The 16,280-nt window shown below is 59.7% G+C and carries 12 protein-coding genes; 7 read left to right on the top strand and 5 right to left on the bottom strand.

All coding sequences use genetic code 11. From position 1 onward, the window contains the following. Positions 1 to 22: 22 nt before the first annotated feature. Positions 23 to 1,261, bottom strand: coding sequence for an HlyD family secretion protein (locus RRH01S_RS08295; RefSeq protein WP_042470868.1), 1,239 nt, complete (start codon positions 1,259 to 1,261; stop codon positions 23 to 25). Then, positions 1,258 to 3,390 (bottom strand): peptidase domain-containing ABC transporter, encoded by a 2,133-nt coding sequence (locus RRH01S_RS08290; RefSeq protein WP_042470867.1) that lies wholly within the window; start codon positions 3,388 to 3,390, stop codon positions 1,258 to 1,260. Before RRH01S_RS08290 ends, RRH01S_RS08295 begins: the two co-directional genes overlap by 4 nt. Positions 3,391 to 3,743: 353 nt before the next feature. Here RRH01S_RS08290 and pepT point away from each other — a divergent pair, with 353 nt between their 5' ends. The 4 genes from pepT (at position 3,744) to RRH01S_RS08270 (ending at position 7,789) form a co-directional block, all read left to right on the top strand. Beyond that, positions 3,744 to 4,976, top strand: a complete 1,233-nt coding sequence (gene pepT / locus RRH01S_RS08285) for a peptidase T (RefSeq protein WP_037222095.1) — start codon at positions 3,744 to 3,746, stop codon at positions 4,974 to 4,976. Positions 4,977 to 4,987: 11 nt separating this feature from the next. Then, positions 4,988 to 5,482, top strand: coding sequence for a GNAT family N-acetyltransferase (locus RRH01S_RS08280; RefSeq protein WP_042470864.1), 495 nt, complete (start codon positions 4,988 to 4,990; stop codon positions 5,480 to 5,482). A 628-nt stretch (positions 5,483 to 6,110) separates the two neighbouring features. Continuing rightward, positions 6,111 to 6,935, top strand: coding sequence for a hypothetical protein (locus tag RRH01S_RS08275; protein WP_037221985.1), 825 nt, complete (start codon positions 6,111 to 6,113; stop codon positions 6,933 to 6,935). A 566-nt stretch (positions 6,936 to 7,501) separates the two neighbouring features. Beyond that, a complete protein-coding gene (locus RRH01S_RS08270) occupies positions 7,502 to 7,789 on the top strand; it encodes a hypothetical protein (RefSeq protein WP_229202667.1) in 288 nt (95 codons plus the stop codon). Between the two features lie 117 nt (positions 7,790 to 7,906). Here the strand turns inward: RRH01S_RS08270 and RRH01S_RS08265 are convergent, their stop codons facing one another. Then, a complete protein-coding gene (locus tag RRH01S_RS08265; RefSeq protein ID WP_229202666.1) occupies positions 7,907 to 8,683 on the bottom strand; it encodes a hypothetical protein in 777 nt (258 codons plus the stop codon). Positions 8,684 to 9,103: 420 nt separating this feature from the next. Next, complete coding sequence (locus tag RRH01S_RS08260; RefSeq protein WP_042470860.1) at positions 9,104 to 10,987, bottom strand: MFS transporter; 1,884 nt, start codon at positions 10,985 to 10,987, stop codon at positions 9,104 to 9,106. 1,344 nt (positions 10,988 to 12,331) lie between these two features. Here RRH01S_RS08260 and RRH01S_RS08250 point away from each other — a divergent pair. Then, positions 12,332 to 13,084, top strand: a complete 753-nt coding sequence (locus tag RRH01S_RS08250; protein ID WP_042470857.1) for a Crp/Fnr family transcriptional regulator — start codon at positions 12,332 to 12,334, stop codon at positions 13,082 to 13,084. A gap of 57 nt (positions 13,085 to 13,141) precedes the next feature. On the opposite strand, the gene RRH01S_RS08245 is transcribed toward RRH01S_RS08250, so the two are convergent. Beyond that, a complete protein-coding gene (locus RRH01S_RS08245) occupies positions 13,142 to 14,341 on the bottom strand; it encodes an MFS transporter (protein ID WP_042470855.1) in 1,200 nt (399 codons plus the stop codon). Positions 14,342 to 14,693: 352 nt separating this feature from the next. On the opposite strand from RRH01S_RS08245, the gene paoA reads away from it, so the two are divergent. After that, positions 14,694 to 15,329 carry an aldehyde dehydrogenase iron-sulfur subunit PaoA gene (paoA, locus tag RRH01S_RS08240; protein WP_012649291.1) on the top strand — a complete coding sequence of 212 codons (636 nt, stop codon included), beginning with the start codon at positions 14,694 to 14,696 and terminating at the stop codon, positions 15,327 to 15,329. Continuing rightward, a complete protein-coding gene (locus RRH01S_RS08235; protein WP_042470852.1) occupies positions 15,326 to 16,276 on the top strand; it encodes an FAD binding domain-containing protein in 951 nt (316 codons plus the stop codon). The genes paoA and RRH01S_RS08235 overlap by 4 nt, the downstream gene beginning before the upstream one ends. Positions 16,277 to 16,280 lie beyond the last annotated feature (4 nt).

Here is a 16,280-nt window from a genome sequence, read left to right as displayed (position 1 = left end):
TGGTCCTCCCCTCCTCTTGTTGTCACCGGCTGCCTATGGCCTTTAAGGGGTCCAGTACCCAGTCGGTGAAGTGCCGGCGATCCGTTATGACATCGCCGATGAGGGTCATACCGGGGGTCAGCGGGCGCTCTTCGCCGTAGGCGGCGATGCTGGTGCGCTCCAGACTGACGGTTACGCGGTAGACGGGATCTTTGAATGCGATGGGAGCCAGAAGCTCACCCTCACGATAGGTGGCGCGGGATACCTGCACGACATGGCCCGACACCACGCCGAAGCGCTGATACGGGAAGGCGTCGACCCGGAGCCGCACTTCCTGCCCCGGCTGGATCAGGCCCGCGGCGCGCGGCGGCACCAAAAGGTTGGCCTCGAGATTGCTGCCGGCCGGCACCAGGGCCGCAAGCGGCGACTGTGCCACGGCCGTCTGCCCCGGCTGCGCCTGAAGTGCCGCGACCCGACCGGCTACCGGCGCGACCATGACGTAGGCGCGGTTGACCTGCAATTGCGCCAGGGACTGCTCCAACTCGCTACGAAGACCTTGCAGTTGCGCCAGCTTGTCATCGCGCTCGGCAGGCAGGCCTGCCAGTTGCGACCGGGCATCGTTGAGATCGCCCTGCCGCTGCTCCTTCTGCCGCTCCAGCTCGTGGATGACGCTTTCCTGGGCAAGGATCTGCTGCTGGCGGCGCGACAGCTCGAAGCGCGTGCCGCTGCCCTTGATCTGAAGCTGCGCATAGCGGCCGGCATCGTCGGTTTGCAGGGCTTGCAGGCGGCGTTCCGATTCCAGGCGCTGTTCCTGGCTCGCCAATTCGCCGCCGAGCCCTTCGACGCGCGCCGACAGACGCCGCCCCTCTTCGTCGAAGCGGGCTTTCGCCGCCGTGATCTGGGTGTCGATCGACTGCATACGGGCTTGCGTCTCTGAGCGCAGCTTCTCACCGACCTGGCCGTCGGCACCGGTTGTTTCCAGCGATAGCTCGACCATCGGCTGGCCCTGGGTGACCACGTCCCCTTCGTGGACGAGCACCCGCGTCACGATACCGCCCTTGGTGGCGTAGAGCTGCGCCAGTCCGCCGGTCGGGGCGATGTAGCCCTGCACGGTCTCCTTGCGGGCATAGGTGCCGGTCATGAGATAGGTCGCACCGACGACCACGAAGACGCCGAGGATCGCCGTCATCACCCCATGGCTCACCGGCTGCGCGATCATCACCTCGCCACGGAGCCGGCGGCGGTGTTCTATGGCTTGCGTGCGGAACAATGTCTCGCTCATGGCACCACCTGCAAAGGCTGTGCCGGCACATCGCGCATCAGCTCGCGCACATGCCCGTTCTCCACGGCGAAGACGCGTGCCGCACCCTCAATGGCTCCGGGGCGATGAGCCACCATCACCTGGGTAATGCCGAGCCTGCTCAGCGCCTGCATGACGCGGCGTTCGGCAAGAACGTCGAGATTGGCCGTCCCCTCGTCGAGGAACAATATGGAGGGGTTTCGGTAGAGCGCCCGCGCCAGCAGCGCGCGCTGTTGCTGACCGCCCGACAGGGTCGATCCGAGATCGCCGACCAGGGTCATGTAGCCCATCGGCATGCGCAGGATTTCGTCGTGAAGGCCGACAAGCCCGGCAACTGCTTCGACCCGCGCAAGATCCATATCAGGATCGAAGAAGGCGATATTGTCGGCGATCGTGCCGGCGAAAAGTTGATCGTCCTGCATCACCACGCCGATCCGCGCGCGGTAAGCCCGCATCCCCAGGGCGCTAAACGGCAGACCGTCGACAAGCACTTCACCTTCACTCGGCGGATAGAGGCCCATCAGCAGCTTCAGAAGCGTGGATTTGCCACCACCCGAAGGCCCGACAAACACCACGGATTGCCCCGGCTCGATGCTCAAGGACACATCCTTCAGCACCCAGGCTTCGCGCTCGGCATAGCGGAAGGAAAGATTGCGAACGTCGAGCGCACCGGCGAGCGGACGATCCTTGCGCGCCTCGGCGTCCAGGTCCGGCTCGGGATCCTGGTGCACGGCATCGGCCAGGCGCTCCAGATGCAGGCCCGTCATGCGGAACTTGAAATATTGATCGACGAGCGACAGGGCCGCAGTGCTGAATTGGCTGCGATAGGACAGGAACGCCAGCAGCATGCCAAGCGTCATCTCTCCGCGGATGATGGCGCCAGCGCCCAGATAGAACACCAGCAGCATCTCCGCTCCCGTCAGGAAGGAGAGGCCGGCCGTTCCTTTGAGGCTGACTTTCTGGAGGCGCACATTGTTGTTAATGCTGTCGGCATAGGCGTTCTGCCAGACACCGTGGCGCTCCAGCTCCCGGCCGAACAGCTTGAAGGCTCTCGCACCCCGGATGGTTTCGAGAAAAACGCCATCCACCTTGGCCTGATATTGGATGCCCTCATTGGTCAGGCTCCGCAGCCAGGGGAAGGTGCCCAATCGGACACACACGACAAGCGCCAGCGATACCAGCACCACGCTTGCCAGATAAGGTGCATAGATCAGCATCACCGCCAGGGTGACGATGGCCATGAGCCCGTCCAGAGCGCCAGAGACGAGGCCGCCTGTCAGAAGGTCCTGCACCGGCTGCAGGGAGTTGAAACGGGACAGGATATCGCCGAGACGCCGCTTCTCGAACCACGGCACCGGCAGACGCAGTGCATGACGCAACAGGTTTCCGCGCATCTGGAAGGTCAAAAGGGTGTTGAAATGCATCTGCACGTAACCGCGCAACAGCGTCGTCGCACTCTGGATCAGCAGCAATAATCCGGCGCCGATAACGATCACGTTCAAAAGGCTGAGATCGCCCTTGGATATCGCCTCGTCGACGATCATCTGGTTAACGAGCGGCGACAGCAGGGCAAAGAATTGCAGCAGGGCGGAGAGGGCCAGGATCTGCAGCAGGCTCGGAATGAAGCCGGCGCTCCTCGACCACAGATCAGCCAAGCGCACCCGCTCGACCACCTTGCGCTTGCGGAAGGTGGCGGCCGGCGTCAGTTCCAGCGCCACGCCGGTAAAATGCCTGGATGCTTCCGCATGGGACAGTCGCCGCTGGCCGCTCGCCGGGTCATGAACCTCGATCCGGCTTGGCGTTACCCGGCTCAGCACAACATAATGCGACATGTCCCAGTGCAGAATGCAGGGCATCTTCAGCTTGCCGATGTCCTCCATCTCCAGCTTCAGGGGCCGGCTGGTAAAGCCGAGATCGTCGGCAACCGAGATGAGGCTCTTCAGCGTCGTGCCCTTCGAAGACACCGCGTGGCGTCGCCGAAGCTCCGACAGCGTCACGCGATGGCCGTGATAGCCCGCCACCATCGCCAAGCAGGCAAGTCCGCATTCCGCAGCTTCAGACTGCAGAAGAGGCTCGATCCGTGAGCGACTATGAAGGGCTGTCAGAAGCAATTGGCTATCCCTCGCTGGAGGTACCGAAGTTGTCGCCGGCGTTCGATCGCGGCATCCATGATTTGCGGCGCGGCCATCGAACCCGACGCGAGGAAATACATGCCAGATCCAATTATTGTGTTGGGTCTCGTTATGTTGAGAGATGTTACAACGCGCCGCGAACCGGCCACATTTGATCAAAGACCGGGTCCGGTCGGAGAGATATGTCCATGACGAATACGGGAGCATCGCTCTGTTTTGACCGCATGGCGCCGCACCAACAAAATGCAGCGATAACGCAAAAATGGATTCACCCCGCCACCGCCGAAGGCTATAGCTGTCCATGGCTGGCGCACACAGATTGGACCGAATTCATGACCGACACTGTCACCGATCGCTTCCTTCGTTATGTCGTTATCGACACCCAATCCGACCCCACTTCATCGACGCAGCCTTCCACTGAGAAGCAGAAGAACCTCGGCCGTGTCCTGGTGGAGGATTTGCTGGCGATCGGTCTCGCTGACGCGCATCTCGACGAGCACGGCTATGTCTATGCGACCATTCCATCCAACGTCGACAAGCCTGTCCCGGTCATCTGCTTTTGCTCGCACATGGACACCGCACCCGACTTCACGGGAACGAACGTGAAGCCGCAGATCGTGCGCAACTATAACGGCGGCGACATCCAGCTTCCGGGCGATCCGCAGCAGATCATCCGCGTCAGCGACAATCCGGAGCTCGGCAACCAGATCGGCAACGACATCATCACCTCCGACGGCACGACGCTGCTCGGCGCCGACGACAAGGCGGGGTTGGCCGAGATCGTGACGGCGGCGCAGTTCCTCCTCGACAATCCCGACATCAAGCATGGAACCATCAAGCTCCTATTCACCACCGACGAGGAAATCGGTCGCGGGGTCGACAAGGTGGATTTGGCAAAACTCGGCGCTGCGTTCGCCTACACCATGGATGGCGAAACAGCCGGCCATGTCGAGGACGAGACCTTCTCGGCCGATGGCGTCGAGATTTCCATCCAGGGCGTGGCCATCCATCCCGGTTTCGCCAAGGACAAGATGGAAAACGCCATCAAGATCGCCGGCGCCATCATCGACCGCCTGCCCAAGGATACGGCGCCGGAAACCACGGCGGGCCGGGACGGTTTCGTTCATCCGACCGGCGTGACCGGCTCGATGGAAAAGGCATCCCTCGGCTTCATCATCCGCGACTTCAACGATGAGGGGCTGACGACCAAGGAAGTCGTGCTCGAGGCGATCGTCAAGGATGTGATGGCCGGCTATCCCGGCTCCACCTACACCTTCAAGGTCAAGCAGCAATACCGCAACATGAAGACCATCCTCGACCAGCATCCAGAGATCGTCGATTATGCCATGGAAGCCGTCCGGCGTGCCGGCATGACGCCCGTGCGCGGCAGTATTCGCGGCGGCACCGACGGCTCGCGTCTGTCCTTCATGGGCCTGCCCTGCGCCAACATCTTCGCCGGCGGCCACGCCTTCCATTCGCCGCTCGAATGGGTCAGCAGCCAGGACATGGAAAAGGCTGTCAAGACGATCGTCGAACTTTCGAAAATCTGGGCGGAGCGCGCTTAGGATTGACACAGATGCTTATCCGACACGAAACGCCTGAAGATGTGGATGCGATCCATGATCTGACATGGACCGCTTTCAAGCCGATGCCCTTCAGCGACGATACCGAGGTGGACATTCTCCGGACGCTGCGCGCATCCGGTGACTTGGCGATCTCGCTGGTCGCCGAGGAGGATGGCAAGATTTTGGGGCACGTCGCGTTTTCGCGGGTGAAGATCGATGGCGTGGACAATGGCTGGTTCGGGCTCGGCCCGATATCGGTCGCGCCTGAAAGACAGCGCCAAGGTATCGGCAAAGCGCTCATCGCCAAGGGGCTGGAGCTTCTGGATGGAATGGGCGCAAGTGGATGCGCCCTCATCGGCAATCCGAATGTCTACAGGCACGCGGGCTTCGAAAGTGATGGGCGATTGACCTATCAGGACCTGGATACGAAATACGTTCAGAGGTTCGTTCTTCGAGGCCCTATCCCGAGCGGAGCGCTGCAATTTGCGCCGGCATTCGGACATTAGTTCAGCGCCTCTTCCCAGTCTCCGCGCGAACCTCAAGTGACCGTCCGGCCTATCGCATTCGCTAGGCCTGCGGGGTTATCCCATGCCATGGAACGGCCCGCATCCGGCACGATCTCTATGTTTACCCCGTCTCGCGGCAATGCTTCCGCGTCGGGATCGGACAGGGTCCGGGCTGCCGAAGATCAGCGTCTTCGGCAGGGGCAAGGCATGATTGGTTCTCATAAAGCTGTGCCGTCTCGTCGATGTTCTTGACACAGATGACCGGTCTGTGGCGCAGAACGTTGTTTACCTTTGATAGAGCGATTATCGATCAGCAAGAATACATAGAGCGGTCTTCAAGTTTAATTAATACTATTTTTAACTAAAGAAACACCGACCATATTTGCGGCCGGCAGATTGTTGCCGACTACAATATTCAAAATCGCCCAGCCTATTGCCAGCATCGCTTGTACTCTACAAGCCATCCGTGAAATTTTTATTGCCGAGTTAAAAAATAAGACTATCCTAATGTGTAGTCTTGGGAGGAAAGGCTCTAAAATTCGTCCGTTCATTCCAACTCTACGGTGCGCGCGCTCCGGCATCAGAAACTGGCCCGCTTTGCTGGCCTGAACTGAAACGGAGACAAGTCATGAGAATACAATCTTCACGGATAGCGGTCGCCGCATCCGCATTGTTACTATTGGCCTCGACGGCCTATGCAGAGCCCGGTGGCGGTACAGATCATGGCGGAGGCCAATCCACAAGCGGACGCGGGCTCGGCGTAGGCCTTGGCGTTTCCGTCGGCGGCATCAAGGCGGGAGCAGGTCTTGGCTTGAATTCAACCGGCCTCAACACCGGTGCGGGCGCATCCATCGGCGGCACCAATGGCGTGAATGCCGGCGTCGGCGCGTCTGCATCGACCAGCCGCGGCGTCAATGCCGGAGCGGGAGTATCGGTTGGCGGCGCCAACGGGGTTAACGCCGGTCTCGGCGCGTCTGCAAATACCACCAGTGGCGTCAATGCCGGTGTAGGCGCATCTGTCGGAGGTTCCGGCGGGGTCAATGCCGGCGCCGGCGTATCGCTCGGCGGTGGCGGCGCGAGTGTGGGTGTCGGCGTTGGTATCGGCGGCGGCTCCGGCAGCGGTGGCGGCGGGACCGGAGGCGGCGGAACAGGTGGTTCCGGCGGCTCGGGTGGGTCAGGTGGATCCTCTGGAGGGTCTGGCGGATCCGGTGGTTCCGGCGGCATTGGCAGCGTTGGCAGCGGAAACGGCGGCCTTGGTGGCTCCGGATCGGGCAGTGGCCAGGGTATCGGAGCGAGCAGAAGCACGCTTGCAGCGTTCCGCACCATGTCCAACGCCGAGCAGAGGCGCATGCTCATAGCCTGTCGTCAGGTGACGGCTTCGGGCAATTTCGATGCCGGTCTTGTCAGTCTCTGCAAACTCTTGCGCAGCACCGCGAGCGCAGGCGGCTTATGAAAGCCTTGCGCAGCTGATATCCGGACCGTCCCGTCAGGGACGGACCAATAGCCAACGACACCCGCGGCTTCCCTCAGACAGGCGGCGGGTGTTGCCGGCGAAACGTCGGCGGTAGCGCGGATATAGCAATCCTCCGCAGCAAATCGGCACCAGATCCTGTCGCAGACATTTCCGAACATTGCTGAACAAAGGTATTATCAAGGAATTTCTTATCGCGACATTTCCAGGAGCGGGCCGTTTCCCCCAAGGGAGATATTGCGCGCTTCGTCGCCAGAAATCTTATCATCATGATTTCATAGACTTTTATCGCCTTAAATCACAATAAAGCCGCCCGAATTTCCGGATTGCGACGCCGTTATTCTACCATTGGCACCGGGTTGTACGCAAAAGGCCATTTACGGCCGCTTAATCCAGCCGCTGCCACAATTGTACATCCGCACGACACAGCAATGGGCAACATCAAAATGGTTACCGCAATATCCTCCTCCACGGCCTCATCCTTGTTTGGCACATCGTCCACCACATCATCGAGCTCGTCTACCGCAGACGACGCTACGAAAATACAGGTGGAAATCGCGGCAAAGAAGGCGGAGCTCGCCAGCACGAAAGACCCGGACGAAGCAGCCACGCTTCAAAAGGAACTGACCACCCTTGAGGCCAAACTGGCCAAGCTGCAGAAATCCTCCAGCAGCCAGTCGAGCGCCGCCGGTCAAACCGCGAAGGCGAGCACAGCCTCCGGTTCCAGTTCGTCGCAGAGCAACGCGCAATCGCCGCTGTCTGGCGAAAGCGATCGCATCGGCACGACGAATTTCGACGAGAATACGGATTTCGGCGCTCGGGCCGCCTACGTCTGACAATTGACATCGTGTTGCACGGCATCTGATCGTGGGTAGGCTACTCCTTACCCACGAGATGTCTCATGCGATACGTGGCAGAAAAACAAGTTTAAACTTGAGACCTATCGCGTCCAATCAGCTCCACCACGCCTCGCGCCGGCGCCAGGAGAGATCGCTCTTGCGGCTTTTCCCCGCGGCTTTCCTGTCGCCCTTGAGGTGATCCATATAACCTCCAAGGACGCTGTTGATGAAGACATGGGACTTGGTCCGGTTCGAGCCCAGAAACTTGAAGCTTGCTTCTTTATCCTGCTCCATTTGCTGGACGATCTTCCAGAAGACGAAACTGTCGTGGCTTTCCTTCAGCGCCAGGAAATAGCCGGACGAATAGGCGCTTTCGAAGCGCTCGACGAAGGTCAATATTTCGCGGTGGCGAAGATTGTATCCCACCCATCCGCATTCCGGATATATTTTACGGTTCAGATAGGCGGCAAGCTGATTGCCCCTCGGGGCAATTCTATCGATCAGGCTACGCGGAATTTCGCTGTGAGTAACCGTATCCGCATCGAGCCATATCAGCTGATCCGCCTCGGTCCGATATCGCTGGATCGCATCGGTGACGGCGAAGACCTTGTTGGAAAAACGAACGGCATCCCAGCGGTAGTCCCGTTCCAAACTATTCGTAGATAGACGGACTCCGTTGGCCAGCGGGTTCTCGCCAAAGTCTTTGCGAAATTCGAGCAAGCGCGGCAGGCTCTCATTATGGTCGAAAATCTGGAGCCGCTCATCCTTCTCCTCGACCTGCACATTCTCGGCATAGACCACAAGCGAGATATCCTTGGGCCAATATTTGAGAAATGTCTCGATGCACTTCTTGCCATAGTCGCGATACCCCTTTTCATGAAAGGTCGTCACGACGATATGCTTTAGTTGTTCTTGCCGCCAGAAATACGGAAAAGGCATGGAAGATGATGCTCCGCGACAAAATTGATATCGATCGGCACCGGCTAGGGGTGAACCGTGTCGTTTCAGTGGCTCCTGCTTAGAAACGACAGGATGATAGCTAGCCCCAAATTGTGTCTGAATATTTCTACCCGGTGGAATTTATGGGAAATGTTATTTCGAAATGTGACGACACGACTGCGACGGTGGCGGGCGATCCGTCTTTGGATGCCGCCTGTTCCATGCTGCACCGTCAGGATCCTGGTTCCAGCGCGCAGCTTCGGTCCCTCCTCCTCAGGCGAGTAGGCAAAGATGAGACAGCGCCGTCAGGAAATGGAAATACCAAAAGAAAAAGCCCGGCGCGATCGCTCGCGCCGGGCTTTTCTTCCGTCGTTACTTGATGGCGTTGAGATCGACGCCCTTGGTGTCGCGGATGAAGATAAGACCGATGACCAGGGTCATCGTCGCAATCGCAATCGGATACCAAAGGCCGTAATAAATATCGCCCTTGGCAGCGCTCATCGCAAAGACCGTTGCCGGCAGCAGGCCGCCGAACCAGCCATTGCCGATATGATAGGGCAAGGACATACCGGTATAGCGGATGCGGGTCGGGAACATCTCAACCAATATCGCGGCAATAGGGCCATAGACCATGGTCACGTAAATGACGAGAATGGTCAGAATGGCGATGGTGAGCGGCCAGTTGATCGCGGCGGGATCGGCAACCATCTTGAAGGCACCGCCGTTCGCCACCGTGTAGACCGGCATATCGGTCGCGCCGGCGGTCTGTTCCGCTGTGAGCAGCTTCGCCTTGATCAGATCGGCAACCGGCGTGACCGTCTTGTCACCGGCCCGGACCGTTGCCGCGTTTAGGCTGAGCTCGGGGTTTGCGGCGATGAAACCATCCAGCTTGGCGTCCGGCACCTTGGCCGGATCGCGCGCCAGCGGGAAACCCGCCTTCTGCAGGGCAAGGTTCAGGTCATGCGTGAAGGCGGCGCTCTTTGCCGCAGCCGTCGCCCCGGCGGCGACAGCGTCATAGGAAGTCACGATGGCGTCACCAACCTTGACCGTCGCCGGCTGGCCGGCGGGACCGTCGACGACTGCGTAGGGCACCGAACTCTTCGACAAGAACGAGGTGGCAATATCGCAAGAGTGGTTGAACTTCGCCGTGCCGACCGGGTTGAACTGGAAGGTGCAATCGCCGGGTGCCGCCGTCACGGTGGCACGGATGGTTTGCTCCGCCTGGGCAAGCGCCGGATTGGCCGCATGGGTCAATGCCTTGAACAGCGGGAAATAGGTGAGGATCGCCAGGGCAAGTCCGGCCATGATGATCGGCTTGCGGCCGATCTTGTCGGACAGCCAGCCGAAGAACACGAAGAAACCGCTGCCGAACAGCAGCGCGATGGCGATCATGATGTTGACCGATTGACCATCGACCTTGAGCACGTTCTGCAGGAAGAACAGCGAATAGAACTGGCCCGCATACCAGACGACGGCCTGGCCTGCCGTGAGACCGAGAAGTGCCAGCAGCGCGATCCGGGCGTTCTTCCATTGTCCGAAAGCTTCCGACAGCGGCGCCTTGGAGCCCTTGCCTTCTTCCTTCATCTTCTTGAAAGCCGGGGATTCACTGAGCGACAGCCGGATCCAGACGGAGATGCCGAGGAGAACGAAGGACAGGATAAAGGGAATACGCCATCCCCAGGCAGCAAAGGCTTCCTTGCCGAGCCAGTTCTGCACCACCAGGATCACGATCAGCGACAGAAAGAGCCCGAGCGTTGCCGTCGTCTGGATCCAGGACGTATAAAAACCGCGCCGGTCGTTGGGTGCATGCTCGGCGACATAGGTTGCCGCGCCACCATATTCGCCACCAAGCGCCAGGCCCTGCAGCATGCGCAGCGCAATCAGAATAACCGGGGCAGCGAGACCCCAGCTGGCCGAGCCGGGCAGGATACCGACCAGGAAGGTCGAAAGGCCCATGATCAGGATGGTGACGAGAAACGTATATTTGCGGCCGACGAGATCGCCGATCCGTCCGAAGACCAGCGCACCGAAGGGCCGGACCAGGAAGCCTGCCGCGAAGGCGAGCAACGCGAAAATATTGCGGGTCGCTTCCGGATATTCACTGAAAAAGGCCGCGCCGATGAAGACGGCCAGGGAACCATAGAGATAGAAGTCATACCATTCGAAAACAGTTCCGAGCGAAGAGGCGAAGATCACCTTCTTCTCTTCCCTGGTCATCCCTCGACCAGAAGTCTGATCCACAGACGTGGCTACCATTCCTAATTCCTCCCAGTTGCACCTAGGACATGACGGCAGTGCCCGCGTCATGCCCCCCCAAACTCACATTGCGCGTGGGTCTCCCAGCCCTTCTGGCGCGGGAAACCTGCGCCGATGGATGCCCTCCAGATTTCCTCCCCGAGAGGTCATGCATCCGATGCAGAGGAAGTGTTGGCTAAAAATTGAAAAATGCAATGGCTGCAACTTGCGTCCGCCGTCTAAAATTGTGTGTAAGGTGCCAAAAGACGACAGGATTACCCCAAAGCGGGGCTCAAGCTCCATCGTGATGCTGACAGGGCAGCGATCACACTGTGGGATCTGGTGGCATGGCCAGGTTTATGGCCGAGCGCAGCGTTGCCGTTGACCATGCGACGCTGAACAGATGCGTTGTGAAATATTCGCCCTTGATTATCTGCTAGGGCTTCAATGCCATCCAGTCTGTATCAGCAACACTGAATGGCATCGAAGTGGCCGACATGATCCGCAAACACCAATTTCAAACCAGTGGCCAATCGGCATTTCGGCAACTCACGTCACAGGCTGTGTCTTATGGGTTTGCACGCATTTCACGATGCGAACCTAGTGAGCCCTGTGGCCATGGTCATGTCCGCCATCGTGATGCCCCTCACTTGAGGTGGATGCCGGATCCACGCCAACGCTGCCGGCATCAGTCCAGACCCAGTTAGGGGCGGCAGAGGCAAGTACTGCGGAGGCCTTATTCAGGTCTCCCACGCATTGTCTGTCCTGGCCATTGGAGCGCGCGTTGATCGCTGAGGAATAGAGCCCCATGGCTTCAGCCTTTTGGACACTGGCCGGGGTTCCGTCCAATTCCGTTCTGGTGAGCTTAAGGTCTCCCGCGCAGGTGGTTGCGGCAAAGACAGGAACGGTTGAAACCGCAAGAGTCGCAAGGGTCGTTCCCAAGAGAGCGAATACGATTGTTGGTTTGGGCGTTTTGAACATCTCAATCTCCATTAGGAGCTGTTGCCGGTCTTTTTAAACCAGCATGGTTCCATGTTTCCAAAAGTGTGCCGGTTTGTAGAAACTCTCGCACGCCTCGGTCATGAGCCGTTTCGCGCGACCTCGATATGATCTCAATCAATATGTCCGATCACGTCTGTTTCACTAAGAAGTGCGCGATCGGTGAGACAGTGTGGAAGAGGCAAGCGGATCTCTAACATATTATAAAAATTGAAGAATCTATGCCATTGAAGATACAGGGATCCTTGCCTCCCTTACCATTTGTTAATCCGGGCTAAACTTGTGAGTGGAGTGCTTCTGCACAATATGTCGTCGAAGGGTGTGTGCATCGATCGTGATCAATCGCGAACCTAAGAGGCATTGTCCATGCTGCATGATCTATCTCTGCTCGGGACCAAACCGAGATCTCTTCCTCTCCTGACAAGCCCGATCGCGCGTAAGCTTGAGACGCATATCGCGCTCTTGCCTGAAGACAAGGCGGCTCTCGCCTCGCTCGAAATCCGCAAGCGCGTCTTTGCGAAAGGAAGTGACATCACCCATGAGGGGCAATCACTCCAAAGTGCATATATCCTCTATGCGGGCTGGGCCTGCTCCTACAAGCTGATGCGCAATGGAACGCGACAGGTCATCAATTTCCATGTCCCCGGCGACCTCATAGGCATCCGACGAATTCTGCTTCCCAATTGCGATGACAGCCTTTGCGCCATAACTCGCGTCGAGGTCGGAGAGATAAATCTCGAAGAGCTGGCCGAAGCATTTCACGGCAACGGCCACCTCGCCATGTCGATACTCTGGTCCACCTTGCGGGACGAGGCCATTCTCGTCCAGCATCTGGTTGACATCGGCCGGCGGCGACCCATCGACAGGGTGGCCCATTTTTTCCTAGAGCTGAGCTCACGATTGAACCTCGTCGGCCTAGGCACGAAGACGGCATATCAATGTCCTCTGACCCAATCGCTGATCGCCGACGCACTGGGTTTGACCGCAGTTCATTTCAATCGTGTTCTCAGGCAATTACGCGAGCTGAACGCGATGAGATTTCATGAAGGATGGGTCGAACTCCTCGACCCCAAAAGACTGGAGCGTCTGGCTGATTTTGATTCGTCGTACCTGCAATAGCGAAGCGGCAGAAGGGCCGCTCTGTGCGCCCCTCTGCCCGCCCTTTTGATCCCGTAATCACGCCGGCCGGAGCCTGAGGCGTTGCATCGGCGGAAAGGCAAGCGCGATAGCCACCGCCCCAAGCCCGACCATGGACGACCCGATGAACAGCCAGGAATAATTCCCGAACGTATCGAAGATCCAGCCGCCGGCCAGCGGGCCGAACGCCATGCCGATGCTCGACAGCATCGTCGCCGCGCCAAAGACGGTGCCGATAACGCGTGGACCGAAATATTCGCGCGCCAGCACCGCATAGAGCGGCATGACCCCGCCATAGGCGCTGCCGAAGATGACGGCGAGCGCATAGAATTCGCCGAGCTGGCTGACGAGGAGATAGGTCGCAAGTGCCACGGCCTGGACCAGCAGCCCGGCGACCAGCACCGGCTTGACGCCGATCCGGTCAGCGAGCGTGCCATAGAGAAGCCGGCCGCCAAGCCCCGCCAGCCCCTCGACGCTGTAGATGCTGACCGCCGCCATCGGCGCGACACCGCAGATCGTCGCGTAGCTCACCATATGGAAGATCGGCCCCGAATGGGCGGCACAGCAGGCAAAGAAGGTGCCGCCGAGAACAAGAAACTGCGGCGAACGGAATATCTGTCCGAGCGGCACGCGAGGACCATCAGCCGCCGCATCGACCACGGGATCGTTGGCGCTCACGGGCGGGCCTCGCACCAAAAGCGCTGCCGGCACCAGCAGGACCCAGGCGAGGATGCCGATCAGCATCATCGCCGTCTGCCAGTCATAAGCGGAAATCAGCCAGCGGGCGAAGGGCGAGATCGTCATCGGCGCAACGCCCATGCCGGCGGAGACCAGTGATACAGCGAGACTGCGATTTGTATCGAACCACGCCGTTGTAGTCGCGATCATCGGCGCAAAGAAGGCGCTGGCGGCCAGCCCGACGAGAATGCCGTAGGTCAATTGAAACTGCAGGAGCGACGTCGCCCGGCTCGCAAGCACGAGCGCCAGCCCCAGCAATATTGCTCCGATCAAGACAACGATGCGGGGTCCGAAACGATCGCTCGCCGCTCCCCACATGAAACCGCCAAGACCCATTACCAGGAAATTGAGGGTCATCGCGCTTGCGATGCCGGCATGCGACCAATTGGTGGCGGCCACGATCGGCACCTGGAAAATCGCCAGCGAAAACATCGCGCCGAGTGCGACACAGGTCATCAGCGCACCTGCGCCCACGATCACCCAACGATAGGAAATGCTCATCCGCTCAACTCCCCTGCCCACGAGATCAACCCTCGGCTCGGCAACCGCCGTACCGACTATGATCTAATGACGTTCGACCCCACCCGATTTCGACATCTCCCTCTCAAATTTTCTCGTACGGGCCATTTTTTTCGACATGCCGTTCATTCATGAACTCAGTTCATAGGCCTTATCAAAAATCGATCCCTAATCGACGGGGCTACCGCACCCTACTTCTTAAGTCGGGTCAGTAGTCCGTTCAGGTCCCTTGGGTCGAGCGGGTGCACCCGACAAGTGTCGAAGCTGTTGCAACAGCGTTTGCCGCATGAGCCGCGCTTTATGCGCTTCACCTCATCATGACATGGAGCTTGATATGCACAATCCTGTCGACCTGGAAATCTCCCGACGCGACCTTCTGGTGGCAACTGCCGCGTCCGTGGCGATCACCGCCGCACCGTCTGTGGCGGGCGCTCAAACGCCCACCCCTGAAACGCCCTTCTCCTCGAAGGTCTCCTTCACCGTGAACGGCGAGGTTCGCGATCTCGATATCGACACACGCACCAGCCTGTTGGACGCCTTGCGGGAACATCTGCATCTCACCGGCACCAAGAAGGGCTGCGACCATGGCCAGTGCGGCGCCTGCACCGTCATCGTCGATGGCCGGCGTATCAACTCCTGTCTGACGCTTGCCGTCATGCATGAGGGCGACACCATCACCACCATCGAGGGGCTCGGCAAACCCGGCAACCTCCATCCGATGCAGGCCGCCTTCGTCAAGCATGACGGCTTCCAGTGCGGCTATTGCACACCCGGCCAGATCTGTTCGGCCGTCGCGGTGCTCGAAGAGATCAGGGCCAACGTGCCGAGCCATGTCAGCGGCGACCTGACCGTCGAGGCCAGAGTGAGCCCCGACGAGATCCGCGAGCGCATGAGCGGCAATATCTGTCGGTGCGGCGCTTATTCCAACATTCTCGATGCCATCAACGAAGTTGCGGGGAGACAAGCATGAAAGCCTTCAGCTACGAACGCGCCTCCTCGGTGGAGGCAGCAGCAAAGGCCGCGGCAGGCACCAGGGGTGCCAAATTCATCGCCGGCGGCACCAACCTGCTCGATCTGATGAAGTTGCAGATCGAGACGCCAACACATCTGATCGATGTCAATGGCCTGGCGCTGGACAAGATCGAGGCAACGCCCGAAGGCGGGCTTCGTATCGGTGCGCTGGTGCGCAACACGGATCTGGCCTCCGACGAACGGGTCCGCCGCGACTACGGCCTCCTGTCGCGCGCCCTGCTTGCCGGCGCCTCCGGCCAATTGCGCAACAAGGCGACGACCGCGGGCAACCTGCTTCAGCGCACGCGCTGTCCCTATTTCTACGACACCAACCAGCCCTGCAACAAACGCCAGCCCGGCAGCGGCTGCGCGGCCATTGGCGGCTTCAGCCGCCAGCATGCGGTCATCGGCGTCAGCGACGCCTGCATCGCCACGCATCCAAGCGACATGGCAATCGCCATGCGCGCGCTGGACGCGACCGTCGAAACCGTGCGGCCCGATGGCGCCACACGCCGCATCCCGATCGCCGATTTCCATCGCCTGCCAGGAGACACCCCGCATGTGGAGACAGTACTTGAGCCCGGCGAGCTGATCACCGCCGTGACGCTACCGAAGCCAATCGGCGGCAAGCATATCTACCGCAAGGTCCGCGACCGCGCATCCTATGCCTTCGCGCTGGTTTCGATCGGCGCGATCGTGCAGCCGGATGGAACCGGCCGAATTGCCGTCGGCGGCATCGCGCACAAGCCCTGGCGCATCGAGGCGGCAGAAGCCGATCTTCCGAAGGGCGCAAGAGCGGTCACGGACACGCTGCTCGCCGGCGCACATCCCACCGAACAGAACGCCTTCAAGGTTACGCTCGTTGAGCGCACGCTCGGCGCTGTTCTTGCCGAAGCGAGGGGATAAGAAG

Origin of the sequence: Rhizobium rhizogenes NBRC 13257 (assembly GCF_000696095.1) — a bacterium.
Classification (GTDB): domain Bacteria; phylum Pseudomonadota; class Alphaproteobacteria; order Rhizobiales; family Rhizobiaceae; genus Rhizobium; species Rhizobium rhizogenes.
The sequence above is the reverse complement of the archived record's forward strand: the minus strand, read 5'-3'. Positions and strand labels throughout refer to the sequence as shown.

What these genes read in the sequence shown, in the direction of transcription:
- RRH01S_RS08250 (WP_042470857.1), top strand. Translation starts at nt 12,332, where the DNA reads ATGCTGCATGATCTATCTCTGCTCGGGACCAAACCGAGATCTCTTCCT.
- RRH01S_RS08260 (WP_042470860.1), bottom strand. Translation starts at nt 10,987, where the DNA reads ATGGTAGCCACGTCTGTGGATCAGACTTCTGGTCGAGGGATGACCAGG.
- RRH01S_RS08245 (WP_042470855.1), bottom strand. Translation starts at nt 14,341, where the DNA reads ATGAGCATTTCCTATCGTTGGGTGATCGTGGGCGCAGGTGCGCTGATG.
- RRH01S_RS08280 (WP_042470864.1), top strand. Translation starts at nt 4,988, where the DNA reads ATGCTTATCCGACACGAAACGCCTGAAGATGTGGATGCGATCCATGAT.
- RRH01S_RS08275 (WP_037221985.1), top strand. Translation starts at nt 6,111, where the DNA reads ATGAGAATACAATCTTCACGGATAGCGGTCGCCGCATCCGCATTGTTA.
- RRH01S_RS08235 (WP_042470852.1), top strand. Translation starts at nt 15,326, where the DNA reads ATGAAAGCCTTCAGCTACGAACGCGCCTCCTCGGTGGAGGCAGCAGCA.
- paoA (WP_012649291.1), top strand. Translation starts at nt 14,694, where the DNA reads ATGCACAATCCTGTCGACCTGGAAATCTCCCGACGCGACCTTCTGGTG.
- RRH01S_RS08295 (WP_042470868.1), bottom strand. Translation starts at nt 1,261, where the DNA reads ATGAGCGAGACATTGTTCCGCACGCAAGCCATAGAACACCGCCGCCGG.
- pepT (WP_037222095.1), top strand. Translation starts at nt 3,744, where the DNA reads ATGACCGACACTGTCACCGATCGCTTCCTTCGTTATGTCGTTATCGAC.